General features: G+C 46.9%; 15 protein-coding genes. 8 read left to right on the top strand and 7 right to left on the bottom strand.

Annotated features, from left to right (window positions below; translation table 11 throughout):
• Nucleotides 1–909 precede the first annotated feature (909 nt).
• The 4 genes from ACTHY5_RS01225 to pbpG all read left to right on the top strand — a co-directional run bounded on the left by ACTHY5_RS01225 (nucleotide 910) and on the right by pbpG (nucleotide 7,203).
• Nucleotides 910–2,868, top strand: a complete 1,959-nt coding sequence (locus tag ACTHY5_RS01225) for a putative bifunctional diguanylate cyclase/phosphodiesterase (RefSeq protein ID WP_441875234.1) — start codon at nucleotides 910–912, stop codon at nucleotides 2,866–2,868.
• Between the two features lie 210 nt (nucleotides 2,869–3,078).
• Nucleotides 3,079–3,651 (top strand): RNA polymerase sigma factor, encoded by a 573-nt coding sequence (locus tag ACTHY5_RS01230; protein ID WP_441875237.1) that lies wholly within the window; start codon nucleotides 3,079–3,081, stop codon nucleotides 3,649–3,651.
• Between the two features lie 168 nt (nucleotides 3,652–3,819).
• Nucleotides 3,820–6,063, top strand: a complete 2,244-nt coding sequence (locus ACTHY5_RS01235; protein ID WP_441875240.1) for a TonB-dependent siderophore receptor — start codon at nucleotides 3,820–3,822, stop codon at nucleotides 6,061–6,063.
• 201 nt (nucleotides 6,064–6,264) lie between these two features.
• The gene (pbpG, locus tag ACTHY5_RS01240; protein WP_441875243.1) at nucleotides 6,265–7,203 is read left to right on the top strand and encodes a D-alanyl-D-alanine endopeptidase; all 939 of its coding nucleotides are present in this window, start codon (nucleotides 6,265–6,267) and stop codon (nucleotides 7,201–7,203) included.
• Nucleotides 7,204–7,283: 80 nt separating this feature from the next.
• Here the strand turns inward: pbpG and recD are convergent, their stop codons facing one another.
• From recD to ACTHY5_RS01260, 4 genes are all read right to left on the bottom strand, one after another.
• Nucleotides 7,284–9,344: an exodeoxyribonuclease V subunit alpha gene (gene recD, locus ACTHY5_RS01245; protein ID WP_441875246.1), complete on the bottom strand. Its 2,061-nt coding sequence runs from the start codon at nucleotides 9,342–9,344 to the stop codon at nucleotides 7,284–7,286.
• Nucleotides 9,341–13,210 (bottom strand): exodeoxyribonuclease V subunit beta, encoded by a 3,870-nt coding sequence (gene recB, locus ACTHY5_RS01250; RefSeq protein ID WP_441875249.1) that lies wholly within the window; start codon nucleotides 13,208–13,210, stop codon nucleotides 9,341–9,343. Before recB ends, recD begins: the two co-directional genes overlap by 4 nt.
• Complete coding sequence (gene recC, locus ACTHY5_RS01255) at nucleotides 13,207–16,713, bottom strand: exodeoxyribonuclease V subunit gamma (protein WP_441875252.1); 3,507 nt, start codon at nucleotides 16,711–16,713, stop codon at nucleotides 13,207–13,209. Before recC ends, recB begins: the two co-directional genes overlap by 4 nt.
• Before the next feature lie 125 nt (nucleotides 16,714–16,838).
• On the bottom strand, nucleotides 16,839–17,693 hold the full coding sequence (locus tag ACTHY5_RS01260) for a helix-turn-helix transcriptional regulator (RefSeq protein WP_441875255.1): 855 nt from the start codon (nucleotides 17,691–17,693) through the stop codon (nucleotides 16,839–16,841).
• Nucleotides 17,694–18,003: 310 nt separating this feature from the next.
• Between ACTHY5_RS01260 and ACTHY5_RS01265 the strand changes: the two genes are divergently transcribed.
• The 3 genes from ACTHY5_RS01265 to ACTHY5_RS01275 all read left to right on the top strand — a co-directional run bounded on the left by ACTHY5_RS01265 (nucleotide 18,004) and on the right by ACTHY5_RS01275 (nucleotide 21,214).
• Complete coding sequence (locus ACTHY5_RS01265) at nucleotides 18,004–18,888, top strand: LysR family transcriptional regulator (RefSeq protein ID WP_441875258.1); 885 nt, start codon at nucleotides 18,004–18,006, stop codon at nucleotides 18,886–18,888.
• 293 nt (nucleotides 18,889–19,181) lie between these two features.
• A complete protein-coding gene (locus ACTHY5_RS01270) occupies nucleotides 19,182–20,159 on the top strand; it encodes a DUF1852 domain-containing protein (RefSeq protein ID WP_441875261.1) in 978 nt (325 codons plus the stop codon).
• 26 nt (nucleotides 20,160–20,185) lie between these two features.
• Complete coding sequence (locus tag ACTHY5_RS01275; RefSeq protein ID WP_441875263.1) at nucleotides 20,186–21,214, top strand: methionine synthase; 1,029 nt, start codon at nucleotides 20,186–20,188, stop codon at nucleotides 21,212–21,214.
• Nucleotides 21,215–21,720: 506 nt separating this feature from the next.
• Here ACTHY5_RS01275 and ACTHY5_RS01280 read toward each other — a convergent pair.
• The gene (locus ACTHY5_RS01280) at nucleotides 21,721–22,032 is read right to left on the bottom strand and encodes a monooxygenase (protein WP_441875266.1); all 312 of its coding nucleotides are present in this window, start codon (nucleotides 22,030–22,032) and stop codon (nucleotides 21,721–21,723) included.
• Between the two features lie 155 nt (nucleotides 22,033–22,187).
• On the opposite strand from ACTHY5_RS01280, the gene ACTHY5_RS01285 reads away from it, so the two are divergent.
• The gene (locus ACTHY5_RS01285; protein ID WP_441875269.1) at nucleotides 22,188–22,790 is read left to right on the top strand and encodes a transglycosylase SLT domain-containing protein; all 603 of its coding nucleotides are present in this window, start codon (nucleotides 22,188–22,190) and stop codon (nucleotides 22,788–22,790) included.
• 95 nt (nucleotides 22,791–22,885) lie between these two features.
• Here the strand turns inward: ACTHY5_RS01285 and ACTHY5_RS01290 are convergent, their stop codons facing one another.
• Both ACTHY5_RS01290 and ACTHY5_RS01295 read right to left on the bottom strand, forming a co-directional pair.
• Nucleotides 22,886–24,247 (bottom strand): D-serine ammonia-lyase, encoded by a 1,362-nt coding sequence (locus ACTHY5_RS01290; RefSeq protein ID WP_441875272.1) that lies wholly within the window; start codon nucleotides 24,245–24,247, stop codon nucleotides 22,886–22,888.
• Nucleotides 24,248–24,384: 137 nt separating this feature from the next.
• A complete protein-coding gene (locus ACTHY5_RS01295) occupies nucleotides 24,385–25,731 on the bottom strand; it encodes an alanine/glycine:cation symporter family protein (RefSeq protein WP_441875274.1) in 1,347 nt (448 codons plus the stop codon).
• Nucleotides 25,732–25,769: the final 38 nt, after the last annotated feature.

Consider the following 25,769-nt stretch of genomic DNA (forward strand, 5'->3'; position numbering starts at 1 on the left):
ACGCCGGGGGTCGCGGGTTCGAGTCCCGTCCACTCCGCCATTTTTACTCAAAAAAACCACCTTAATAGGTGGCTTTTTTGTTGGTAAAAATGACTCCGCGGATAGTCTGGATGAGGTCGCTACGCTCCCACCTTCAAACGCGGCGCGTTTGCCACCCCGCCATCATTCAAAAAGCCTGCTCTAATGAGCAGGCTTTTTTCGTTTAATGGCTCCGCGAACACACGGGATGAGGTCGCTGCGCTCCCACCTTCAAATGCTGCGCACAATGCCACTATCGGCGCTGACCTCATATTTAGCACCCTGTAGGCACTGCGACCGCTGTGCGTATATCGCGCAGCGATATTTGAACCCGTGCACATATCCACCGTTTGAATGTGGGTGTTTAGGTTTGAATGTGTGCATGGGATGGCGCTGCGCGCCATTTCGCGGCTAAAGCGCGCGACTACAAGGGCGACGACGTTTAGGCCTTTGCGTAAGGCGTACAGCGTATAACGTACAGCGTTATTTCCGCGACTACATTCGTGCGCAATGCCACTATCGACGCTGACCTTATATCTTGACCTTGTAGGCACTGCTTTGAGCGGTGCGGTGGTATTTAAATGCAGTATCAAGAAGAAATAGATTCACCTCCCTCGATACGTCACTGGGCTAGCCATCTTTGCTGGGTAACAACTGCGAATATTCACAAGATAGGCGACTCCACAACCAAAGGGAGCGACTACACTGATTATCACATCAAATAGCTCTTACTATGAAAGTGACAGTTAAGCTCTGCTCAGTGAGACGTAGCCTACAACTTTCTATCAATTTCATGTATCGTATAAGTTCAATCGTTATAATATAACTGTCTAATGTAGCAGTATATAAATATTAGATACAAGTACTCTATACGTTACTAATGGAACCCCTATGAAGCATCTGTTTAGCCGCCCGATAATCCATAGCATGAAAGGAGTTAACCTCCTCGTTGTCGTGTTCGCTCTCATCGTAGCATTAGTGTTTGTATACCGCTTTGTATTCTTAGGGCTGGAGCCAACCTTTCAAGCTCCTCTAACATTATATTTTGTATGCTTTTTAGCCATTACAATTGCTATGTTGGCCTTGCTAGCTTGGTTTTTTGTACAAAAAATAGATCATATTCATGATCAATATGAGATGAAAATACAAAACTTATACCTTGTTAAAAAGAAAGTTGCCGAGTTAGAAATGGCGCTTAATGCGCATGCCATTGTGGCTATTACAGACTCGCGTGGTGTGATAACTCAGGTTAATGATAATTTTTGTAGCATTTCTCAATATGCTCGCGAGGAGTTAGTAGGGCATACTCACAAAATAATCAACTCAGGATTTCACAGTAAAGAGTTTTTTAGGGAACTCTGGAACACGCTTGCCCGTAATGAGGTATGGAATGGTGATATTTGCAACAGAGCAAAAGATGGGTCGTTATATTGGGTCCAGTCAACCTTAGTGCCGATCCTTGGTTTAAATAATAAACCGGAACGCTATATTGCCATCCGTGCTGACATCACAGCAAAAAAGAAAATTGAAGCTAAAAATGAATATATGGCATTACACGATGCCCTCACTGGGTTACCTAATCGTAGGCTAATGGCTGAAAGATTGGCCCATGCGCTATCTCAAAAAGCGCAGCGATCGGACTATGGTGCCGTAGTGTTAATCGATCTGGATAACTTTAAAGAAGTTAATGACATGCTTGGGCATAGCGCTGGTGATGAACTACTTATACAGGCAGCTTCCCGTTTATCTTGCAATGTACGTGAAACAGATACAGTTGCGCGCTTTGGTGGTGATGAGTTTGTTATTATTGTAGATAGTCTAAGTTCTGAACGTGATGTTGCAGTGAAGCATATCAAAAATATAGGTAAAGCGATTGGTACTGCATTGAAAGAGCCTTATCTACTGGGTGATTTACAGTTAGAAGTAACACCCAGTATCGGAGTGGCGCTTTTTAATAGTGAGCAAGATGAGCCTGAAGAGCTGCTAAAAAAAGCAGATATAGCATTGTATGCTGCAAAAGAAGCAGGGCGTGATCAGCTGATTTTTTTCTCTCCTTTATTACAAGATACCGCACTTGAACGAGCATTATTAGCACAAGATTTACGGCAAGCTCAGGATAACAAAGAATTTATATTGTTTTATCAACCTATTATCGATAGCAATAAGCAGGTTAAAGGAGTTGAGGCATTATTACGTTGGGTTCACCCTGTGCACGGTATGGTATCCCCAGGCAAATTTATCCCCTTGGCTGAGGAGCATGGCTTAATTGTGCCAATCGGCGAGTTAGTATTGGAAACGGCCTGTAAGCAATTAGCTGAATGGCAATGTGCTAACACTCCGAAGACACTGACTATGGCGGTAAACATCAGTGTTCGACAGCTTAACCAAGCAAACTTTGTTGATATGGTTGAGGGGGTAGTTGCAAGAACAGGGATATGCACAAGCGGCCTCACTCTTGAGATCACTGAAAGTATTTTTCAAAGTAATGTGAATAGTGCTATTACTAAAATAAATGCCCTACGCAAAGCAGGTATCAAGTTCTCATTAGACGACTTTGGTACTGGCTACTCATCTCTGACTTGTCTAAAGCTGCTACCGATTGACTACTTAAAAATTGATAAGTCTTTTGTCGATGATATCTTGGAAGATGCGAGCAGTATGGCTATTGCTGTTGCCATTATTGCTTTGGCAAAAAGTTTGAATATCAGCATTATTGCCGAAGGAGTAGAAACACCTCAGCAATTCGATTGGTTGTTAGATAACGGTTGTCATTTCTTTCAAGGTTACTTGTTCAGCCAACCTCTACATCCTAATAATCTACCACTGGCGTTAGAAAAAAGCCTTAACTAACTCCTTTTATATAAATAATATCTAAATAAGATATTGCTGTTAACTAGTGCAGGTTTAAATTGCTATTGGTCTTTTAAAAGATCGCCAAGCCCTAACAATTGAGTTGGGGCTTTTTTATTTACTTTGCAAATGCAAATGAAAGTGGTTATCGTTGCTGTTGTTTATTTTGTTACTCATTCTTATCTATCATATCTAATTTAAATGATGAACATGACCTTTAAACAACATTCTGCACTTATCCAAAGCTATCTGGAGTGCCAACCAGATCTCACACAATTTCTAGCGCATCGTACAGGTTCATTAAGCTTAGCGAGCGATTTAGTACATGATCTTTATCTTAAACTTTGTCAATTAAGAATATCTGTCACTATCAAGAATCAACGCGCTTATCTGTTTCGCATGGCAGCTAACTTGGCTATCGATCATGCTCGTTTGGAAAGCCGCCGCCGACAAATACTAGAGGAGGGAGAGCCATCTCTGTGGATATCTGACCATGATCTAAGCCCAGAACATCATGCATTGGTTAATGCTGAATTGCGCTTGGTGATGGCAGAGCTGGCTAAATTGAGTAAACGAGCTAGAAAGGTGCTGTATCTCAGTCGCTATGAAGGTAAATACCAAGCTGATATTGCAGCTGAGCTAGGCATCAGTATTACCACTGTTTTTAAAGACTTAAAACTGTCTATGTCAGCGATAAGTCGAGCGAGGCAGTATTTTGCTGGCGAAAGGCGGGATACGGCTTGTTATCTCGCGTTAAGCCGTAGCCAAAACGAAACGAATTGACCGCATTTAAAAAAAATCACCTTTAACTACTAAAAATACACCGACTATCTCTTCCCCGGTCGTCTTATAAGTGATGAGATAATAATTGATTCTCATTCTCACTATGGTGGTGCATCGACCATCTTTTACACACAAAGTGAAAGCTTATATTTTTAAGGGTAGTTAAACATGGCCTCTGTGCTTCGCGATTTTAAGAGCGTTCGCTCATTCCCCAATACGTATAAAACGCATCTTGCCACTATTATTACTTCTTTAATGCTGGGATTACCTGCCGCTTTGGCGCAAGAAGTGACCGATAGCGAGGCTTCGCCTTCAACCAAGCAAGAAGGTGAATGGAAATTAGCTCCGGTGACAGTGAGTGCTTCTGCCATTACAGACGGCATCACTGAAGGCACGGGGAGTTTTACAACAGATAATACCGCTGCTGCCACTGGGATGAATTTATCGCTTCGCGAAACGCCGCAGTCGGTCACTGTCATCACTCGAGAACGCCTAGATCAAGAAGGCATTACCTCTTTAGGGGAGGCGGTAGCTCGCGCGCCGGGCGTGACTTTTTCAGGGGCTGGAGCCGCATTGGGCAGTTATGCGGGGATTTCTGCGCGGGGCAATTCGGTAAAAAATTTGATGTTAGATGGCTTACCTTTGCCATCTGCCGCGGTTGCAGGCCTCGGCGCGTCTCAAGGTTTAGGCACGCTTAATACTGACTTGTATGATGCGGTTACGGTGGTGCGTGGCGCAACGGGGTTGATGACAGGGGCAGGTGATCCCTCGGCTACAATTTCACTGACACGCAAGCGGCCCACTCATGATTTTCAAGCCTCCGTTTCGCAATCTTTAGGATCTTGGGACGTATCGCGTACTGTGGGTGATATTTCAGGGCCACTTAATGCGCAAGGTAGTCTGCGCGGGCGTCTCGTGGGAGTAAAAGAAACAGGAGATAGTTGGAAACAAGGATATAACTACGAAAAATCAGTGATCTATGGTGTGTTAGAGGCTGATGTAACAGAGCAGACTGTCGCGAGATTAGCACTTGAATATGGTGAAAACGAAGCGGACGGGGGCGCTGGGCCTGTTACCGGTTATGCATTGGCTGATGAAAATGGCAAATTAACGCCTTTTGGTCGCGGTGATAACTCCATGGCTGATTGGAGTGGTTTTGAAGACAGCCGCCTTGGCCTAACGGCAGCTGTGGATCATCACTTGAATGATAAGTGGAAAATGAATGTGGCTTATAACCACAACACTATTGAAACGAAGCAGCGTTTTGGCTTGGCTTCTTATATACCTGATGCCAATGGTGAGGCAGATATTCATTTGCGTAGTTACCGAGTCGATAACACTGTGGACTCGGTAGGTGCCAAACTCGAAGGTAGTTTTGAGCTACTAGGGCGTGAGCACGACTTGGCGCTGGGGGTAAATGGTTCATGGACTGATGATCATACCAAAGACTTTTATCATGATAGAAATGGCTTTAAGGTCAATGTTTATAACTGGAATAGATATTTTCCTGAGCCAGACTGGGAGTCACTTGATCGCTTTGGTAGCCGTAATAAAATTGATGAAAATGGGGCCTATATTGCGACTCGCCTGAGTGCTACGGACGATTTATCTGTGCTGCTAGGCACGCGCTGGAGTAATTGGCGTACCCGTGCGCTAGATAAAAATGGCAATGTCACGGACACCAGAGAAGAAAAGGGGGTGATTACACCTTACGTGGGGCTAGTTTATGATTTAACGCCCAACGTTTCTGCCTACGCCAGTTACACCACTATTTTTAATCCGCAGTCTCGCCGAGACGTTAACGATCAGCTGCTGGATCCCGAAGACGGTATCAATTTGGAAACGGGGCTAAAAGGCGAGTGGTTTAATGGTCGTTTAAATGCCAGTGCCGCAGTCTTTGAAGTACAAAAAAATAATCTAGCGGTTAAAGATGGCACTAAGCAGACCCCTAAGGGGAATCAAGCTTATCGCGCTGAGGATGAGACTAAAGGCCGCGGTTGGGAGCTGGAAATTGCCGGTGAGGTAATGGAAGGCTGGCAAGTGCAAGGTGGATATACCCGTATGTTAACTGAAGATAAACAAGGTAAACGCTTAAATAGTGATCAAGCTAAGCACCTGGTGAAACTGTTTACCAGTTTTACACCTGAGAGTCTAAGTCAGCTCACCGTAGGGGGAGGCGTTAACTGGCAAAGCCACACTTATGTATCGGGGGCAAAAGATCTTTATCGCGATATTTATACCCAAGATAGTTACTGGGTGACCAATCTCATGGCGCGCTATGAATTTAATGAACAATTAAGCCTCACTGCCAATGTAAATAATCTCTTCGATGAAGCTTACCGTATTGATCTTGATACGCATGAGTATGGTGCGCCACGTAATGTGCAGGCTACAGTGAAATATAAGTTTTAAATTGCCAACGGCGTAGTACTGCCCCGCGGCTTTTGGCGCGGGGCTTTTTATTATTCCCTACCCCAGATTATTTTGTCGATTCGGTTATGCAAGCTGATCAGTCATATCGGCTAGGGCGCGAGCCATGAGTATGTCATGATATCGCTACATTATGGCGTGTGTCTGACACCGTTAACCCCTGTAATTTGAGTATCGCTTGTGATGATGTCTAAAGTAATTACCCCCTTTATTCTGGCTGGCAGCTTACTGCTAGGCACGGTTATTAATCAGGCTTATGCAGTTGAAGCTTCTACAAAAAAGCCCAGTGTTGAGCAAAGCTTGGCCGCTGGCAGTGCGCTTTTGGTGGACTTAGAAAATAATGAGGTGCTGTATGCTGATAATGCGGATTTTGTTGCGCCCGTTGCTTCTATTACTAAGTTGCTCACGGCTATGGTGGTATTAGACGCAGAGCAATCTCTTAAAGAGCAGTTAGCGATTGTGATCAGTGATAATGCAGATATGGAGGGTGTGTTTTCTCGGGTGCGTTTGGGCAGTACCTTAAGTCGCCATGATCTATTGCTGATTACCTTAATGGCATCAGAAAACAGAGCGGCGACCAGTTTGGCGCATCATTATCAGGGCGGCTATCAGGCGTTTATTAAAGCGATGAATGAAAAAGCCCAGGCTTTGGGCATGTTAGATAGTGCTTTTATTGAGCCAACGGGATTGTCTGAACATAATGTGTCTAGCGCACAAGACTTGGTATTGTTACTGAATGCGGCTGACGATTATCCGCTGATCCGCAAATTCAGCACTTTAGACAAGCAGACTATGGCGTTTAGCCAACCGCGTTACAGTTTGGACTTTCGTAATACTAACTACTTGGTTCGTAAAGATAACTGGCATATTGAGCTTAGTAAAACCGGATTTACCAATAAAGCAGGGCATTGTTTGGTGATGGTCACCGAAATGAATGCGCGCCCGGTGGCGTTTGTGGTGTTGGATGCCTTTGGTAAGTATACCCATATTGCCGATGCTAACCGGTTAAAGAAGTGGTTAGAAACAGGGGCGATAACGCCGGTGCCGGTTGCGGCGCTAAATTATAAAAAAGCCAAACAGCAACAGCGTAAAGAGCAGGCCTCATTACTCAGTCAGCAATAAGGTGTGGCGGATGCTTTATTGTTAAATTAGAAATGTTTATTAGGCGCCGTATAACAGCGCCTAATAATGAGCCTTAGGGGTTAAGCCCTTAAGCCACTGGCGCGTGTTACTCGACTATGTAGTGCTTGCTGTAACACGGCGTCTTTGCTGTGTATTAAGGTGAATTTTTCTTTAGAGCGAGTGATACCGGTATAAATTAACTCTTTCGTTAATACCGGGTTGCCATAGTCGGGCAAGACGAGGGCGGTGTGAGTAAACTCTGAGCCTTGAGACTTGTGTACTGTCATGGCAAACACGGTTTCTACCCCTTGTAGCCGGCTGGGTAGCACCCAGCGAATGCCTTGTTCGCCATCAGGAAAGGCCACTCTTAAGCCAACGCCTGGCCAGTATAAACAAATGCCAATATCGCCATTCATTAACTTTAAGCTATAGTCGTTGCGCGTCACTAATAAAGGGCGACCGGCATACCAGATGGCGTCGCCTTGAGGCAGTAAATCTTTCTGCTGCAATGCCTTGGTAATCTCTTGATTTAAGTTATCAATACCTACCGTGCCTTGGCGCACGGCGCTAAGCAGTTGAAATTGATTATGTTCGGTAAATACCTCCAGTGCCCACGCGTTTAAGGCGCCTAGGTTGGCATCGGGATCCTTGGTGAGTTGAGGAGGCTGTTTGGCCTTAGTTAAATATGCCTGATAACCGCTTACCGCCAGCCGTGTTAGGGGAGTGAGATCCATAAAAAACTGATTGTTGGCCGCCGACAGCGTTAGGCTATTTAAGCTTTGAGGCGCTTTTTTTACCGTATTGTTGAGGGATGAAGGCGTTGCTTGCCCGGAGTTAACTAAGGTGGCCAGCTGGCCGATGCCAGGATGAGCACTAAAGCGATAGCTGTGGCGTAGCATGCAGGTGGCCTGTTGTAAGGCGCTGCCTTGAGGGTCAATAAACGACTCAGCGATATCTTCGTTACTCAGCTGTTTTATCCAAGCTTGGGTCTTGGGGGTATAGTGAGCGGCATCGGCGGTTTGACATAAATCGCCTAAAATAGAGCCGGCTTCTACTGAGGCTAATTGATCTTTATCGCCCAATAAAATGAGTCGGGCGTGCTCGGGAAGTGCATCGACTAAATTGGCCATCATTTCTACGTCCATCATGGAGGCTTCATCCACCACTACCAGATCGGTGACTAAGGGGTTGCTGGCATGATGACGAAAATGACGAGTGTTGGGTAAACTGCCTAGCAGGCGATGCAAAGTGGTCACCTCAGTGGGAATATGGCTGCGCACCGACTCTGCCAGCTCGTGAGGTAATGGCAGCTTGGCCACGCTGCCGGCAATCGACTCACTGAGTCTGGCCGCCGCTTTACCCGTTGGGGCAGCTAGGTGAATGTGCAGGGGGGATTCTTGGTTGGTGATACGCAGGCCTTGCAGTAATGCCAATAGCTTAACCACTGTGGTGGTTTTACCGGTGCCGGGGCCTCCGGTAATGATGGAAAAATGGCTGCGGGCGGCTAATAAACAGGCTACTTTTTGCCAGTCGGTGGCGCGCGCTGAAGTATTGTCAGCTGATGTGCTGGGGGCAAACAGGGCGGTCAGTAAGGTTTGGGTCGCCGCATGAGGCAGTATGACTTGCTTAGCTAAGCGCTGGTTAAGGGAGTGCTTAATGCGTTGTTCATAAAGCCAGTAGCGACGCAAATACAGTAGGGGTCGCTCGGGGCTGCCTGCTAAAACCAGTGGCGTGTTATCGTGCTTGCTGTGTGGCGAAGCGCGGTCTTTGAGTTGGTTTTCTACCACATTGCTGGCGCTTAACTCAGCCAGCCAATGCTTGATATCAAGGTGGGCCAGATGGGCGCTCAGCTCTTCGCGCGCTTGGTGTTCGCTTACCCCATCGGCCATATTGTGGGTTGTGGATAATAATAATGCAGGCTGAGCAAGCGCTGCTGTTAAGTCTAAGCAAACATGGCCGTGGGCGTTACGCTCACTGACTAAGGCGACTGATAATAGAAGCAACTCACTGCTATTGGGCGCTTGCTGGGCAATAAAGCGGGTAAGTGCTAAATCTAAGCTGCGTAGTGCCCCAAGTTCTACCCAGGTGGCTAGCTGACTCAGCATTGCGGATACGGGCAGTGGGGTTGAGGTTGTGGTCATAAGCTCACTCCTTTTGTGGTATGGCTAAGCTCAAAGCTGTTTACCTGCTCAGGGCTGTGACTGAACAAAGAATCGAGGGCTTCAATTAAGGCTTTGGGTGGTTTGTCGTGAAATATGCCTTGGTTAGGGGCCTGCCAACCTCGTAAAAATACATATAAAGCACCGCCTACATGCTGGTCGTAGTCGTAATCGGGTAAGCGAGCCGTTAGCTGTCGGTGTAGGGCCAAAATATACAGCAGGTATTGCAGATCGTATCTGTGTTCGAGTATGGCTTTTTGCAGGGCATCTTGGCTGTAGTCTTGGTCGTTGGGGCCTAAGTAATTCGACTTCCAGTCAATCACATAATATCGGCCATCTTGTTCGGCCACCAAGTCAATAAAACCTTTAAGCATGCCATTTAGCTGGTTGCCTTTTGCCTGTGGCGCAGTGGCCCCTTTAACGGTGTAAGGGCGCACTAAGTTATCAAGGCTAATGGCATTGACACCATGCACTTCAATTAAAAACTCTAATTCTACGGCTATATGCTTAGGGGTTAAGTCGCTGAGCGCAAAGCCAGTACAGGACCAAGATTGCAGTAAAAAGTCTTTTAGCCAGGCGCTTAACGGTGCGGCTAGCTCTTCAATATTACGCAGTTTGCAGCGACTGGTGATCAGCGCCTCTCGGCCTGCATCATCTTCTATGGCCGCGATAAAACCGGTTAAGTGTTGGGTGTCGGGCTGAGTGCCTCGCGTCACGGCGGCCCATTCTAATAAGCCATGCAAAAAAGTCCCCCACTTAGGGCCCCGAGGAAATTGATGCATAAAGTCATTGCTGGCAGCGTGCTCCTGAATGGCTGAATACAAAGGTGTTGTTAAATGCAATGCGTGGGCGTCGTCGATTTTGGGCTGACTTAACTCAAGTAATTGATCTTCTTGAGCGCTGGTGGGCTCATCTGGCTGTAAGCTGTGTGCTGATACAAGTGAGGCATCTTGTGACTGTCCTGTAAATTGCAGCGCTGAATAACTGGCAATCCACCAATTATTTAAATTGCCTAATATGGGGGCAGCAAGGGCGTCTTCTAAAGGTTGTTCGTTAAGCTTGGGCGCCACTAAGTCGTGTGCCTTGGGGGCTGAGATTAAGCAAATCGCCGGATGCTCTGCCACCTCTTTTAACGCTTGCCATACCGCTTCAACATCTTTAAATTTCTGGCCGCCATTAAGTACATGGCCCAGAGCAGATCGTTCTAGTTGCACGTTTTTAGTGGTGCCTAAAGGAGCGATACCTAACCAGAGTGCGTGGCTGGCGCGGGTGAGCGCTACATATAACAGGCGTAAGTCTTCGTTAATGCGCTCGCTATTGGCTATCGTCCACGCTTTTGGGAAGTGTTTTGTATCGGAGACTTCCGTATAAATACCAGCGTCTAGTTGGTAGGGCACCTGTTTTTGCTTACCATCAATATTTTTCCAAGTGCTAATAAATGGCAATAACACCAAGGGAAATTCTAAGCCTTTAGACTTATGAATGGTGATAATTTTAACCCGATGCGCATCACTTTCTAGGCGCAATAAAAGCTGTTGATCGTCTTCGCCTAAGTGTTCGTAGAGGTGGCGAATTAAAGCCTGCTCGCCGTCTATTTGGCTGGCAGTTTGTTGTAACCACTCGCCCAAATGCAACAAGTTAGTGAGGCTACGTTCGCCTTTGGCTTGGGCTAACAAGCGTGCGGGTAGCTGGTAATGGGCCATGAGGCGTTGCAGCATCACCAAAATACCTTGTTGACGCCAAATGCGTTGCCAGCGGCTAAACTGCTGCATTTGTGCCTCCCACGCTAATTCATCTTCTTGCCAGTGCGCCAGTTGGTGAAGTGATAAGCCTAAGGTGTAGGTGCCTAAGGCGGCTTTTACTAATTGTTCGTCGTTAGGCTCGGCACAAGCGCGTAACCAATGTAATACGTCGGCGGCTTCTGGGCTGGCTAATAAAGCTTCGCGATCCGATAAAAAGACGCTGGGAATATTGCGCTGGCTAAGCGCTTCTGTGATCAAAGCGGCCTCGCTACGGGTTCGAACTAATATCGCAATATCGCCAGGGGCCAGCGCGCGTTCTATATCTTGCTCACCAAAACCGGCTTTATTGGTAGCGGCGCTGTTTAGCCATTCGCTGATCTGACTGGCTGCAACCTTGGCGGCATGTTCACGAAACACCCCCATACTCAGGGCCGTGTTTTCTTCTTCATCATTGCTAAAGTACCAAAGAGTCATGGGAGCGGCGGTTTCTTGATCAAGAAACAACTGCTCATTTCGGCCTTGGGCGTCTACCGGAATAAAGGGAATGGGATTCTCTGCGGTTTCATCATTTTGATAGCGAAAAGCCGCCTGAGGTTGCTGTTCGGCGTAGGTAAAAAACGCATTACAAGCATCCACTACGCCTTGGGTAGAGCGAAAGTTTTTCTTTAGGGTGTAATGACGCCCCGCGGTGGCGTTACGCACTTGTAAATAAGTATGAATATCCGCACCGCGAAAGCGATAGATCGACTGCTTAGGATCGCCGATCATAAAAATGCCTTGTTCATCAGGGGTGTTGGCTACCTGATAGATGCGGTCAAAAATTGAAAATTGAATGGGATCCGTGTCTTGAAACTCATCGATCATGGCAACTGGGAAGTTGCGGCCTAAGGTGGCGGCTAACGACACCGCATGCTCACCGGAATGGCTGGGATCTAGTGCTTGTTCAAGCTGTATTAAAAGATCGTCAAAGCCCATTTGTGCATCTTGGTGCATGCGCTTTTGAAATTCTGTTTTCACCCACAAAGTGGCGTCAGCTAAAATGGCCACATTTATCGGTAATTCAGGCTGTTCTGCGTTGCGCAGTGCGTTTAATTCACTTACCCGAGCAAATGCAGGCCAAGGTGCTAATTGCTTGATAGCGGCGTTTTTATTAATTTTTAACGCATCGGGAGCAAAGTGGTGCAGCTTGGCAGGTTCTGGCCCTTGGCCGTTGAGCCAAGCGGCAATGTCTGCTAAGACGTCAGGAAATTGCTCGGGCTTAAAAGATGTTTTATTCAGCCCAGGTTGCAAGGCGATTAAATGCTCACGTATCTCTTGCCAGCTCTCTGCCCATGCGGCGCGCACCTCGGCCAACTTTTGTTCTACCTGAGTTTGGTGATCTGCCCATTGCTGTAAAGTGCTGTCAACTAACTGGGGTTGTGCCTTGAGTGGCTGGCCTATAAAGCTAATACCTTGGCTGGTGGGTTTAATCAACTGGCGCAACGCTTGTTCTAAGGCCGCGGGCGATGCAAAGGCGGTGAGCACATGGCTTGCTTGTGCAATAGGTAACGAGTAAAAGTGCACGCGCCAATAGTCTTCTACTACTTCAGTTAAGCGTTCACTGCTGTCGGTAACTAACTCTCGATTAAACAAGCCTCGAGTATCAAAGGTATGCTCCACTAACATACGGTTACACCAGCTATGAATGGTGGATACACTGGCTTCGTCCATGCTTTCGGCGGCCATTTGTAAACGCCAAGCACAACGTGGCCATTCTGGTTCGGGGTAATCTTGGCGCAGCGCGACTAACAAGGGGTCTTGGGCAAGCTCGGGCTGTTTAAAGTAATCGGCGGCATCAACTAATCGTGCGCGAATGCGATCCCGCAACTCGCCCGCAGCCAGTTCGGTAAAGGTCACCACTAAAATTTCTTTAGGAATAAGCGGGCGCTGAAAGCCACATTGATTATTACTCTGGCCTAAAATGAGCCGCACATATAACAGTGCCAAGGTAAAGGTTTTACCTGTGCCGGCACTGGCCTCAATTAAACGGCTACCAAATAGCGGAAAGGTTAATGGATCAAGCTGTGCCACCTTAGGTGCCGTCGGTGTAGTTTGCGCTGAGCTCATAATGTGGTCTCCACTAAAGGCTGATAGAGTAAACGGGCAAAGTCCATAAAACGCATATCTTGAGTGAGGCTGTGATAATCGGGCCATGTTTGCTGTAAGGGAGGGATATCGGCCAGCTCGCCACGGTTTTCATAACCAGGCGTGCTGTATCCGCCTTCATAGACCTCTTGCGGTTTTGCCGAAGCCACTAGGGAGGCAAAAGCCGTCTTGCAGGGCAGGGGTAGCAATTGATCCATGCCGGCTTGATAAGCCGATAACATATCTAACAACAATGTCTGAGCTGCCTCAGATGTCATGGATGGCAAAATAATATGGGTGTTGGGGCCGAATAAATGGGTTTCTACGCCCTGGCATAATTGCGCAAACACATGGGCGGGCCACTGGCGTATTAAGTGCTCATATTTATAGCTTTGACCTGAGTGTAAGTTGCTGGCTTGCATGATCAGGCGCACGAATTTCCCCTCGCCATTATGGCGAATATCTGCCAATCCATCGTTAAGCGTTAGCGCTCCCATGCTGAGCTGTTGTACTGCTAGGGGTAATCGCTGTGAGTAGTCGGCCAGCCCTTGTTGGTATTCAGTGAGGGGAGGCGTTAATTCATCGCTTAATGCCGCTTGTACTAGCGCGGCAAATGGCATCATGGGCAAGCTGCCGGCGCGCTGTAAACGGGCTAAGTTCTGATTTAGGCTATCAGTAATGGCAAGCTTGGGCTGCTGGGTAAGCTCTGCGGTTACGCGTTCTATCAGTTGTTGTCTTAACTTCCAACTGTCGAGGCCGCTGGTGCTGAATAGCTCGTTATCTTCAATTTCTTGATTATTATCAAACCATTGAATACCTAAACGATGCTGATAAAAGTACATGGATGGGTGACGTAAAAAACGGCTGAGATCGCGCAGTGTAATGGCAGCTTGAGGTTGCCAAGGCGCTAACTCTTTGGGAGCCGCTGGTTGTTTTGGCTGGGTATGCAAGGCGCGCCACTCTTTAGCATAGGTAAACAGGCGTGGATCACGGTCTTGTTCAAAATAGCGCTGACTAAAAGGCTGCAATGGGTGCTCTGTGGTGAGAGCACTTAATACGTCGTTTTCAGGAGACGTTGCGGCCTCGGGGGCTAATTGCCAACCGGCGTGAATGTGATCTCTAAGTTGGTTAACGATAACCGACGGCGGGCGTTCGGTATTATCGCGAATATCTCGGCCCACCCAACTGATGACTAACCGCTGACGAGTAGAGAGCAGGGCTTCTAAAAATAAATAACGATCGTCTTCACGGCGTGAGCGATCGCCGGGGCGATAATCTAGCGCCATTAAATCGAAGTCGGCGGGGCGCACATTGCGCGGATAATCGCCATCGTTCATGCCCAACAACCATAGCTGCTTAAAGGGAATGGCGCGCATTGGCATTAGGGTGGCAAAGTTAATGGAGCCGCCTAAGAATTTTTGGGTGAGCGTGGGGGCATCTAGGCCATTGAGTAATTCTTCTCGCACCACTTCAATGGGCAATAATTGCTCGCTCAAGCCGCCTTCTTGCCAGCTGGTTTGCAAACTTTCTAGCTGCATCTCTAAGTTAGTGATAGCCCAGCTGTCGGCTTGGCTAGTTTCCACAAAAAAATCTGCCACTAAACGCTCGATGATCTCAAGCCAAGCGGTGGGAGTGTGCTCGGCTAACAGTTGCTGCTGTACCTGTTGTAAGGTATCTAATAATAAGGCAAGCGGGCCTACTAATGCAGCGTCTAAGCCTGCGACTTCTTCATAAGGTTCAATGCCTTGCCAGCTGGCATGATTGCCCACCGCAAAACCTAGCAACATGCGCTGTAAACCAAATAGCCAGGTGTTTTGCTCTAAAGGAGGGAGCTGTAATTGCTGGCGCTGAGCGGCGTTGAGTCCCCAGCGAATATTGGCTCCGTGGATCCAGTGGCGCAAAGTGGGTAAGTCGGCTTCATTAATACCAAAGCGCGCGCGTAATGCTGGTGTATCCAGCAGATCAGATAACTCGCTAACGGTAAAACGCGACTGAGGTAAATGCAGCAGTTTTTCGAGGGCAATTAAGAGGGTATTTTGGCCACGCTGGCTTTGATCAGAAATATGAAATGGCAAATACCGTGGATCCCGTGGCGAGTTAGCGTCATCGTTACTGGATAAATAGCGACCAAACACTGCCTGAATATGCGGGGCATAGATATTGATATCTGGCACCATCACCAGAATATCTCGCGGATGTAATACTTCCCCTTTTTCTTTCGCCTCAGCAAAGCTTGCCAACAGTTGATCGTGTAAGATCTCCACTTCGCGCTGGGCGCTATGCGCCACCATAAATTGCAGGCTGTTATCTTGCTCAGGGTTAATTATCGTGTGCTGTGCTTGACGCTCGGTAAGTGGGCATAAATTTAGAATATCGGATTGTAGTTGATGCAAGAGGCAGCCGTTGCCGGGATCGCTAAATAAGTCTATTTTTTGCTGATTAAAGTGTTGGCGGTAACTGTCGGGTTGATCGTGTTCATCAAGCAGGTGTAAAAAGTCGCGGCCTTGCTTACCCCAAGAAGCTAATAATGGATGACCATAGGCATGCAAATCTTCCAAGTTTAAATTGGCAGGCGTTTTACGCTCAGCAATGCGCTTATATTCTTGCTTAAGCAGCGACTTGCCTTCAATTAAATCTCCCCAGTAATGCTGGCTGGGGTTAGTGGCAAACACCATGACTTGGGTAAATTGAGCGATAGCTTGTAATAACTCCAGCGTTTGGCGGGGCAAAGAGGCAATGCTAAATACTATCACGCGACGCGGTAAATCGGCGGGGCGCTGCTCTGGGCTATATTGTTGGCATTCTTTAATAAATTGCTGATGCACCAAAGCACGGCTGGCGGTCGCCCAAGGACTGTCGGTTTGCGTGGTCAGTTCACCATGAATATCTTGACTGAGTACCCGCCATAAACAGGCTTGCCAACGCTGCTCTGGGGCTAATGGTTGGCGCTGGCCGGTGGCGGTAATAATAATATCTTGATCGGCTTCCCACGCACTTAACCAATCGGCACGGTACAGCTGATATTGATCGTAGAGATCCGATAAATTGGCAGCTAATTGATAGCGCCGGCGAGGGTCTTGATCGGCGGTTAAAAATCCGGCCAACGGACCCAGCGCCTCGGCCTGATCGCCAAGACTTGCTTGTAGGCTTGGCCAATCCCCCAATAAGCGGTAGATGCGCCAAGTTAAGGGTGTTTTATCAAAGGGCGAACTGGTGGGTAGCTCGGCAAACACCGACCGATAAGCCTGCCAAATAAAGCGCCCAGGCAGTTGTACATTGAGTGCCGCGGCTATGCCTTTACCTTGCGAGTTAGTGGCTAAGGCCATTTTTAGCCATTGGGCCATGCCGTTACTTTGCACCAAGATACATTCATCTTCTAATGGGCCCAAAGGATGCTGGGCCAGCCAATGTACGGCCACTTCTCGCAAGTCTTCTAAGCGGTTGCCTTGCAATACCATAAAGCCTGGAGATAAAGGCGAAAGCATAAGGAATTCCTCATTCATAAAGCTCGAGAGCGGGATAAAACAGCAATAGCCGTCAGTGATAAGCGAAGACAAATATCAGACTGGTAGTAGCTGCAACCGCTGGCCGATAGTGTATGTATTTGTTGTTAAGTGGCATTAAAGCCAGGCGCTATGGCCATAGACGCTAGGGTTAATAATTCATGGCGATTAGCCAGATAAAGCGGATATTCTATCGGCGATAACACCCCCTGTAAGGAAGCATCTACTCGCAAAGATCGCAGTGAAAATCCGGCTAATGCTTTGCGCGTGCTGATATTGCACACGGGTTTATCAACCAAACCTAAATCCATTTTTAGCGCTGCTGGATGAGAGTGCTTAGGATGCGGCATCAGCGTTAGGGTCACGTATTGCTGCCAGTCGTTATCGGGGGGTACTACAACACTAAGCTTGGCCTGCTTGGCTGATAAGACGCGACTAAAACGAAATATTCGAAAGTCGGCTTTATCTACGTCATAACCGCGAAAATACCAGGTGCCTGTGGCTTCAAAAATGGCCAAGGGATAGACGCACCGTACCTTAGACTCAGAGCTGGCCGAGTAATAATAAATATCAAGCGGGGTGGCTAAGGTGAGTGCTTTGGTTATTTGACTAATAGTGGTAAGGCTTTGGGCTTGATTGAGAGCTAAGTGACTCGACAAGGTGGGCAGCGTGGATAAATCGGCTTTTTGCAGCTCAACGATAAAGCGTTCTATGGTTCCATGAGCGATCACATTAAGTGCATCTTGTGCGCTGTGGCTAAATGCGGGTACAAAGTCATCGGCTGCAAAATAGGTTTTTAAACGAGCATCGTAATTGATGCTATCAGGAAATTGCTCACGATATTCAGACAAGGCCCGAGACGCAGTTGCCACACTCATTTCGCCATGCAGCATTAAATCAGCCCGACGTAAGCGACCAAAAAAGGTGAGATAAAAGTCGATAATAGTGAGGTGTTTTTCCATGTGGCTCAATGGTGCCTCTGGTGAGCTTGCGGTATATTAATGGCCGGTTACCCCTTGGTTTAGCTAACGGCCTTAATAAAAGATGCTATTACTATGACCTATTAAGTATTAAAAACCAACTGAATTAATATCAAATATTGCTTTTTGTTTGGCTTTTTAGAATCAAATGATTCGCATGTTTGGTGTTAAACGTAAGAATGTGTAAGTCATGACGTCATGAATGGCTTTTAAATGATGAAAACCATACTCTGTTATTATATTAGTTATGAATATTACTCATTGTATTGAGTATTAAAAAGCGAGTGTGGCGATGTTAGAGCGGTTTCATCTTGAAGTATTGGCGGCAATAAAAGAGCAGGGTACCTTAACGCAGGCGGCAGAAACGCTAAACTTATCTCAGTCGGCATTAAGCCATAGCATTAAAAAATTAGAAGGTTTACTTAAGACGCCGGTATGGAAAAAAGAAGGCAGAAGTTTGCGCCTGACCCATGCCGGTGAGCAAATTTTAACGCTGGCTAATCGAGTATTGCCGCAGTTTAAGCACACCGAGTTGTTATTATCACAAATGGCAAAAGGTGAGATGGGATCATTACGAGTGGGCGTGGAGTGTCACCCTTGTTATCAGTGGTTATTAAAAGTCATTGAGCCCTATCTTGAGAAGTGGCCCAGTGTTGATATTGACGTTAAGCAAGAGTTTCAATTTGGGGGGCTGGGGGCTTTGCATAACTATGAGATCGATATGTTGGTGACACCGGATCCCTTATATAAGCCAAATTTAATATTTATACCCGTGTTTGATTATGAGCACCGGCTGGTGGTCTCGTCATCTCACCCTTTAGCTGCGCAAGATCATGTAATGCCTGAACAACTCAGTGATGAGGTGCTATTTAGCTACCCTGTAGACCCCGAGCGTTTAGATATTTTTAGTCAGTTTTTAAATCCGGCTAAGTGCACGGTCAAGCAACATAAGACCATAGAAACGACAGAGATTATGTTGCAAATGGTGGCGGCGGGTCGAGGGGTGAGTGCCTTGCCGGGCTGGTTGGTGGATGAGTTTGCCAGCACCATGAACATTAGAAGCCTGCGCTTTGGTGAAAGTGGCATTAATAAACAGATCTTTTTAGGCGTACGCAAGGGCGAGGAGCAAGTTAGCTATTTGCAAGACTTTGTCACTTTAGCGCAAACCATTAGGTAATAAAGGCAGCGCCTATCCTTTTGGGGAGCGGCACCTGTAACGCTGTACGCCTTACCTTAAAACAGACGCTCGTTGGTTTACGTATCGTGCTTGGCGGATAACAAAACTGGCTATTAATGAGAATTACTCATGTATCGATGAAATTAAATCATTTTTGTTCATGTAAAGGGCGCGGTATAACATACCCATAGCTTAGCTCTAGACATCTGGACTTCTCGTTAATCAAGGTCATCAAGCCCAGAAAGAGCCACAACAAATTTAGATTTAACCTTAGCCGATGGGATACCGATACCATGAGTAACAACTTTCAATTTACGATCAGCAGCATTGCCTTTGATGAAAACTATCACCCGTCAGACAACAGCCGCGCGACCACTAACTTTGCCAACTTGGCCAGAGGGGAAAGCCGTCAAGAGAACCTGCGCAATACCCTAAGAACCATTAACAATCGGTTTAATGCCTTGGCGCAGTGGGACAACCCCAAAGGGGATCGTTACTCTGTGGAGTTAGAAATCGTATCTGTCGATATGGATGTAGAGGGCAATGGCGATGCTTTTCCGACCATAGAAATATTAAAAACCTACATTGTTGATCATAAAACCAATCAGCGTATTGAAGGCATGGTTGGCAATAACTTTTCATCTTATGTGCGCGATTACGATTTTAGTGTGTTGTTGCTAGAGCATAATAAAAACCAAGCCAATTTTAGTATCCCTGAAGACTTTGGTGACTTGCATGGCAAAATGTTTAAATACTTTGTTGATTCAAATAGTTACAAACAAAACTTTAATAAACCACCGGTCATTTGCTTAAGTGTATCGGATAACAAGACCTATCATAAAACTGAAAATGAGCATCCTATATTAGGGGTGGAGTATCAGCCTAATGAGTCTTCTTTAACGGAACAATACTTCAAGAAAATGGGCTTAGATGTACGTTACTTTATGCCTGCAAATAGCGTTGCGCCCTTGGCCTTTTACTTTTTTGGTGACTTGTTAAACGATTACACTAACCTTGAGCTGATCAGTAATATTAGTACCATGGAAACGTTCCAAAAAATTTATCGTCCCGAAATTTATAATGCTAATGCGCCAGCAGGCCAATGCTATAAACCAAGCATTAATAACCCAGATCACTCTTTAACAAAAATTGTTTATGACCGAGAAGAGCGCGGTAAGCTAGCGATTAAGCAGGGTAAATTTACCGAAGAGTACTTTATTAAGCCCTATCTAGCGACGCTTGAGAAATGGTCAGCAAATTACGCTGTATAATTAATTTGGATTAAATGGTATTTATAATGACAAAATTATTACCCACTTCAACGGCAGGTAGCCTGCCTAAACCGTCTTGGTTAGCAGAACCAGAGAAACTGTGGTCACCTTGGAAGCTAGAAGGTGAAGCACTGATTGCCGGTAAGCAAGATGCGCTGCGGGTGTCGTTGCAAGAGCAAGCGAATGCTGGCATTGATATTGTGAGTGACGGTGAACAAACACGCCAACACTTTGTTACCACCTTTATTGAGCACCTCAATGGGGTTGATTTTGAAAACCGTAAAACGGTAAAGATTCGTGATCGATACGATGCGAGCGTACCAACGGTAGTGGGGCCTGTGAGTCGTCAAAAGTCGGTGTTTGTTGAAGATGCTAAGTTTTTACGCAAGCAAACAGACCAGCCGATTAAGTGGGCATTGCCTGGCCCCATGACCATGATAGATACTTTGTATGATGATCATTATCACAGCCGTGAACAGCTGGCTTGGGAATTTGCCAAAATTCTTAATCAAGAAGCCAAAGAATTAGAAGCGGCGGGCGTGGACATTATTCAGTTTGATGAGCCGGCGTTTAATGTGTTTTTTGATGACGTGAATGCGTGGGGGATTGCTACCCTAGAGCGTGCCATCGAAGGACTTAAGTGTGAAACCGCCGTGCATATTTGCTACGGCTACGGCATTAAAGCCAATACTGATTGGAAAAAGACCTTGGGCTCTGAGTGGCGACAATACGAAGAAGCTTTCCCTAAGTTGCAGCAGTCTAAAATTGATATTATTTCATTAGAATGTCACAACTCTCATGTGCCAATGGATTTACTGGAGCTTATTCGCGGTAAAAAGGTGATGGTAGGGGCCATTGATGTGGCTGATAACCGCATTGAAACGCCAGAAGAAGTGGCCGACACCCTACGTAAAGCCTTGCAGTTTGTTGATGCGGATAAGCTTTATCCCTGTACCAACTGTGGCATGGCACCTTTGTCTCGTGAGGTGGCCAGAGGTAAGTTAAATGCACTGAGTGCCGGTGCTGCCATTATTAGAAAAGAATTATCGGCTTAAACATGCGATAAGTTAACATCAATATAAGCGCTCACTGGTTGAGCGCTTTTTTTTTTACTTGTGATAAAGAAACCTTGCTGGCTTTCACCATGTCGGCACGTCGCCTGTTATACCAATCACACTAAACATTTGTTCTATTATTTAAATGCCGTCCATGGCATTTCATGGTCGTGGGAGCTGATCTCTGTTACCTCCTTTGAGGCTCGGAGCTGTCAGCTAGCCCTAACTACAGGCGGCTATACAGTCTAGAGCCGGATAAAGGGAGCGACGCCACCGACCATCACATGACAGGGAAGTCATGTGTTGAAGCCAGATGGGGCGAGCCTGCCTCGCCGTGATGAATCGTATTAGCCTAACGAACATCCAGTGAATGTTCGCAGTAGGCTGATACGATGAATGTCATTAGTCCGCAGCGTGTCGGTGGAGTGGCCCCTTTGTTCGGCTTTTACAGGCAGTACAAGCTGACTACTTATTTAGTGCGATTGGTATTACTGCGAGGCGACAAGCTACTTTTGATACTGCCCATGGTTAATATCGGTTAGCTCAGTATTAATATCAAAAATATGAGCCCGAATATCAGTCGCTCCCATGGCGGCAACACGCTCGCTGTGCATAGTGGCGTAGCGCTGGGCTTGTGTTGAGTCTGTGAATATATAAATGCCGCCCGCTTTGCCGGTGTGGGTATTTTCAGTCCAAATTTTAGATATAAATCCTGGTTCTTGATTGATGGAATGTGCGAGCTCGCGTGCGCCTTGGGTAAGGGTGCCGCCCATCATCTGAGTAGGAAAGGTAAAATCAATTTGCAGTACAACGGCCATTAAGACGCTTCCTTTAATATAAGCAGCAGCTTGCTGTGAATAATCTAGAGGAGCTATTACAACGTATATTCGCCCTTTAAAACGGGAGCCATCTAGAAGTTTTGCCGATGAAGAGGCATTATTTAAGGTATTGATTACTTAAATGAGTCAGCATCATGACCCCAACGCTACACATTTCTGCCTGCTTGCTGGCAATCTTGTTACTGAGCAGCTGTGCCGCATCGCCGCCGCGTAACCCGGAAAATATTTGTGCCATTTTTAAAGAGCATAAAAGTTGGTATAAATCGGCAAAAAAAGCCCGAGAAAAATGGGGAGCGCCTGTGCATGTCACCATGGCGATGATGTATCAAGAAAGCAGTTTTAAGCATGATGCTCAGCCCCCCATGCGCTACTTTTTGTTTATTCCTTATGGTCGCGCCTCAGATGCTTATGGTTATGCGCAGGCAAAAAAAATGACTTGGGCGGATTATCAGCGTGAAAGCGGTAACGGTTGGGCCAGTCGCAGTAACTTTGACGATGCCATGGATTTTATGGGTTGGTATATGAGCAAAACCAGTAAAATTAATGGCGTGTCTAAGTGGGATGCCAATGGTCAGTATTTAAATTATCACGATGGTTGGGGCGGCTATCGCCGAGGCACTCACAACCGTAAGGGCTGGTTACTAAAAGTAGCGCGTAAAGTCGATGCCCGCGCCAAGCGCTATGCTAATCAATATTGGCAGTGTAAAGATGACTTAGATAAAGGCTGGTTTTGGTAATTAAGTGAATGTGAAGCGTGAAGTAAGGAGGCAAGAGGAAAACACTCAACCTACAGAGCCGTTCTCTGTAGGTTGAGTGTTTTCCTCTTCGCCCTTCATCCCTTCATAATGTTTGCCGCTTGGGCTAAGTATTGTTGCATTTCTGCCTCTGGCACCATGCCGCCGCCGGTGGCCCACACTAAATGATGAGCATTGGCTAAGCGTTCAGCGGTTAAATTTACCCGTTGCAAATAAGCTTGATCTTGAATCACTCGCCACGGACCGGCCATGCCGGCTAAAGCAGAGGGCTCTAATTGAATGTCTTCTTGCTGATTTAACTGACCCAGCAGGGTCAAGATGTCATTATCGGTGAGGGTATAAAAGCCATCTAACATAGGCGACATAGCACGCCCGACAAAGCCAGAAGCACGACCTACTGCTAAGCCATCGGCGGTGGTAATATTATCTAGGCCGATATCTTGTACCGAAATTTGCTCATGCAACCCCGTATATACACCCAGTAACATACAAGGGGAGTGGGTGGGCTCAGCAAACACACAGTGCAGCGCATCACCAAAGGCCAGTTTTAAACCAAAAGCCACGCCACCCGGGCCACCGCCTACGCCACAGGGCAGGTATACAAATAGTGGGTTGTCGCGGTCTACCTTTATGCCTTGCTCTATTAGCTGTGCTTTTAAACGCTCACCGGCCACCGCATAGCCTAAAAAGAGCTGTACTGAATTTTCATCATCCACAAAATGGCAGTGAGGATCGCGTTTGGCTTGGGCGCGGCCTTGTGCCACGGCCACCGAATAATCGCTTTCATACTCCACTACGGTTACCCCATGGGCGCGCAGCTGATCTTTTTTCCATTGGCGGGCATCCGCAGACATATGCACGCTGGTCTTAAAGCCAAGCTTGGCGCCTATCATGCCAATGGATAATCCCAGGTTGCCGGTAGAGCCAACAGCAATACTATATTGGCTAAAAAACGCCTTAAATGACTCGCTGTGTAGTGTTGCATAATCATCGGTGCGTTTCAGCAAACCAGCTTTTAGCGCCAGTTTTTCCGCATGTTGTAACACTTCATAAATGCCGCCTCTGGCTTTAATGGATCCCGAAATAGGCAGTTGATTATCAAGCTTTATCCATAGCTTTCCGGTTAAGGTGTGCCGATAGTGGGTATTTAAGGTGTGTTGCATAGCAGGAATGGCCTGCACAGGGGATTCTAATAAGCCATGACTGGGGCGCGTTTCAGGAAAGGCGGCACAAAAGTAACTGGCAAAACGCGCTAAGCGTCGACTGGCGGCACTCACGTCGTCGGCGGTTAAGCCTACGGCGGCTAAGGCCTGCTCTGTGGGTTGGCGTTCGGGGTTAAACCAGCTCACCGGCGTGAGCGCCATCAGTTCATTAAGTAGGGGGTGACGCAGACAAAGTGCTTGAATGGCATCTTGATGGTATTGAGGTTGAATAGACATATATGCGGGCCCCTAGTAAGAAACTGAATACGCTACCAGTATATCAGGCTTAACTTACAATGAGCCGCAAAAAGGGGAGCAGCCTAAGCTGCTCCCCTTTATTTAGTGTGTTACTTAGTCGCGCTTACATTGCGGTGTTACGATTTTGCTTGTGCTTGCTTGGCAAAGTACTCTTTGGTTAAGCGAAACACCACAGGGCTTAATAAGGCCAGTGCAATCAAGTTAGGAATGGCCATCATGGCGTTAAGGGTGTCTGCTAACAGCCAGATAAACTCTAGCGACTGAGTCGCACCAATCGGCAATGCCAATACCCAAGCAATACGAAAGGGCACTATGGCTTTAACACCAAATAAAAACTGCACACATTTCTCACCGTAGAAACTCCATCCCAAAATTGTGGTAAAGGCAAATACAGCTAATGCCAATGACACAATATACTCGCCCCCTGGAATGGCCATAGAAAAGGCCAAGGCAGTTAACGAGGCGCCTGTTTCTCCACTGCTCCAGCTGCCGGTAACCACAATTGCCAAACCGGTAATAGAACACACTACTATGGTGTCAATAAAGGTACCTAACATGGCAATTAAGCCTTGACGTACTGGGTTGTCAGTTTTGGCGGCGGCGTGAGCGATAGGTGCACTCCCAAGGCCGGCCTCATTGGAGAAAACCCCGCGTGCCACACCAAAGCGAATTGCCATCCATACCGCAGCACCGGCAAAGCCACCTTGTGCAGCAATGGGCGTAAAGGCATGTTCAAAGATTAAGGCCAACGCACCAGGTAACTCAGGCGCGTTCATTCCCAGCACCACAATACCTGATACAAAATAGGCGACCGTCATTAAAGGAACTAATTTGCCTGCCACCTCGGAGATCCAACGAATACCGCCAATTAATACCAAGCCAACTAACACCATTAACACCAAGCCGGTGACACCATGTGAGAAACCAAAAGAGGATTCTAGTGCGTCGGCTACTGAGTTAGCCTGCACGGTATTACCAATACCAAAGCCGGCAATACCGCCAAAGAGTGCAAAGGCAACCCCTAACCAAGCCCACTTTTTGCTCAGGCCATTTTTGATGTAGTACATAGGGCCACCTACGTGGTTGCCCTTTTCGTCTGTTTCACGAAAGTTAACCGCACAGACGGCTTCGGCATATTTAGTGGCCATGCCAACTAAGGCCGTCATCCACATCCAAAACAAGGCCCCCGGGCCGCCTAAGAAAATGGCGGTGGCCACCCCTGCAATATTACCGGTACCTATGGTGGCCGCCAGCGAGGTCATGAGTGCATTAAAAGGAGATATTTCGCCTTTTCCAGCATCAACTTTACTAAATAATAATTTAAAACCAGTACCTAGTTTGCGAATAGGCATTAGCCCCATACCCAGTTGTAGGTAGAGCCCTAAGCCCAAAATACCCACCAACATAGGGACTCCCCAAACTACTCCATTAATGGAGGTTAACGCATTAGTCAGCCATTCCATATGCCATACTCCTAACAAAACTAGTATTAAGTGATACG

The sequence above is a fragment of the Oceanisphaera sp. genome (genome assembly GCF_052084945.1).
Lineage (GTDB): Bacteria > Pseudomonadota > Gammaproteobacteria > Enterobacterales > Aeromonadaceae > Oceanimonas.

Coding starts and splice junctions, on each gene's coding strand:
- ACTHY5_RS01225 (WP_441875234.1), top strand. CDS start 910: ATGAAGCATCTGTTTAGCCGCCCGATAATCCATAGCATGAAAGGAGTT.
- ACTHY5_RS01230 (WP_441875237.1), top strand. CDS start 3,079: ATGACCTTTAAACAACATTCTGCACTTATCCAAAGCTATCTGGAGTGC.
- ACTHY5_RS01235 (WP_441875240.1), top strand. CDS start 3,820: ATGGCCTCTGTGCTTCGCGATTTTAAGAGCGTTCGCTCATTCCCCAAT.
- pbpG (WP_441875243.1), top strand. CDS start 6,265: ATGATGTCTAAAGTAATTACCCCCTTTATTCTGGCTGGCAGCTTACTG.
- recD (WP_441875246.1), bottom strand. CDS start 9,344: ATGACCACAACCTCAACCCCACTGCCCGTATCCGCAATGCTGAGTCAG.
- recB (WP_441875249.1), bottom strand. CDS start 13,210: ATGAGCTCAGCGCAAACTACACCGACGGCACCTAAGGTGGCACAGCTT.
- recC (WP_441875252.1), bottom strand. CDS start 16,713: ATGCTTTCGCCTTTATCTCCAGGCTTTATGGTATTGCAAGGCAACCGC.
- ACTHY5_RS01260 (WP_441875255.1), bottom strand. CDS start 17,693: ATGGAAAAACACCTCACTATTATCGACTTTTATCTCACCTTTTTTGGT.
- ACTHY5_RS01265 (WP_441875258.1), top strand. CDS start 18,004: ATGTTAGAGCGGTTTCATCTTGAAGTATTGGCGGCAATAAAAGAGCAG.
- ACTHY5_RS01270 (WP_441875261.1), top strand. CDS start 19,182: ATGAGTAACAACTTTCAATTTACGATCAGCAGCATTGCCTTTGATGAA.
- ACTHY5_RS01275 (WP_441875263.1), top strand. CDS start 20,186: ATGACAAAATTATTACCCACTTCAACGGCAGGTAGCCTGCCTAAACCG.
- ACTHY5_RS01280 (WP_441875266.1), bottom strand. CDS start 22,032: ATGGCCGTTGTACTGCAAATTGATTTTACCTTTCCTACTCAGATGATG.
- ACTHY5_RS01285 (WP_441875269.1), top strand. CDS start 22,188: ATGACCCCAACGCTACACATTTCTGCCTGCTTGCTGGCAATCTTGTTA.
- ACTHY5_RS01290 (WP_441875272.1), bottom strand. CDS start 24,247: ATGTCTATTCAACCTCAATACCATCAAGATGCCATTCAAGCACTTTGT.
- ACTHY5_RS01295 (WP_441875274.1), bottom strand. CDS start 25,731: ATGGAATGGCTGACTAATGCGTTAACCTCCATTAATGGAGTAGTTTGG.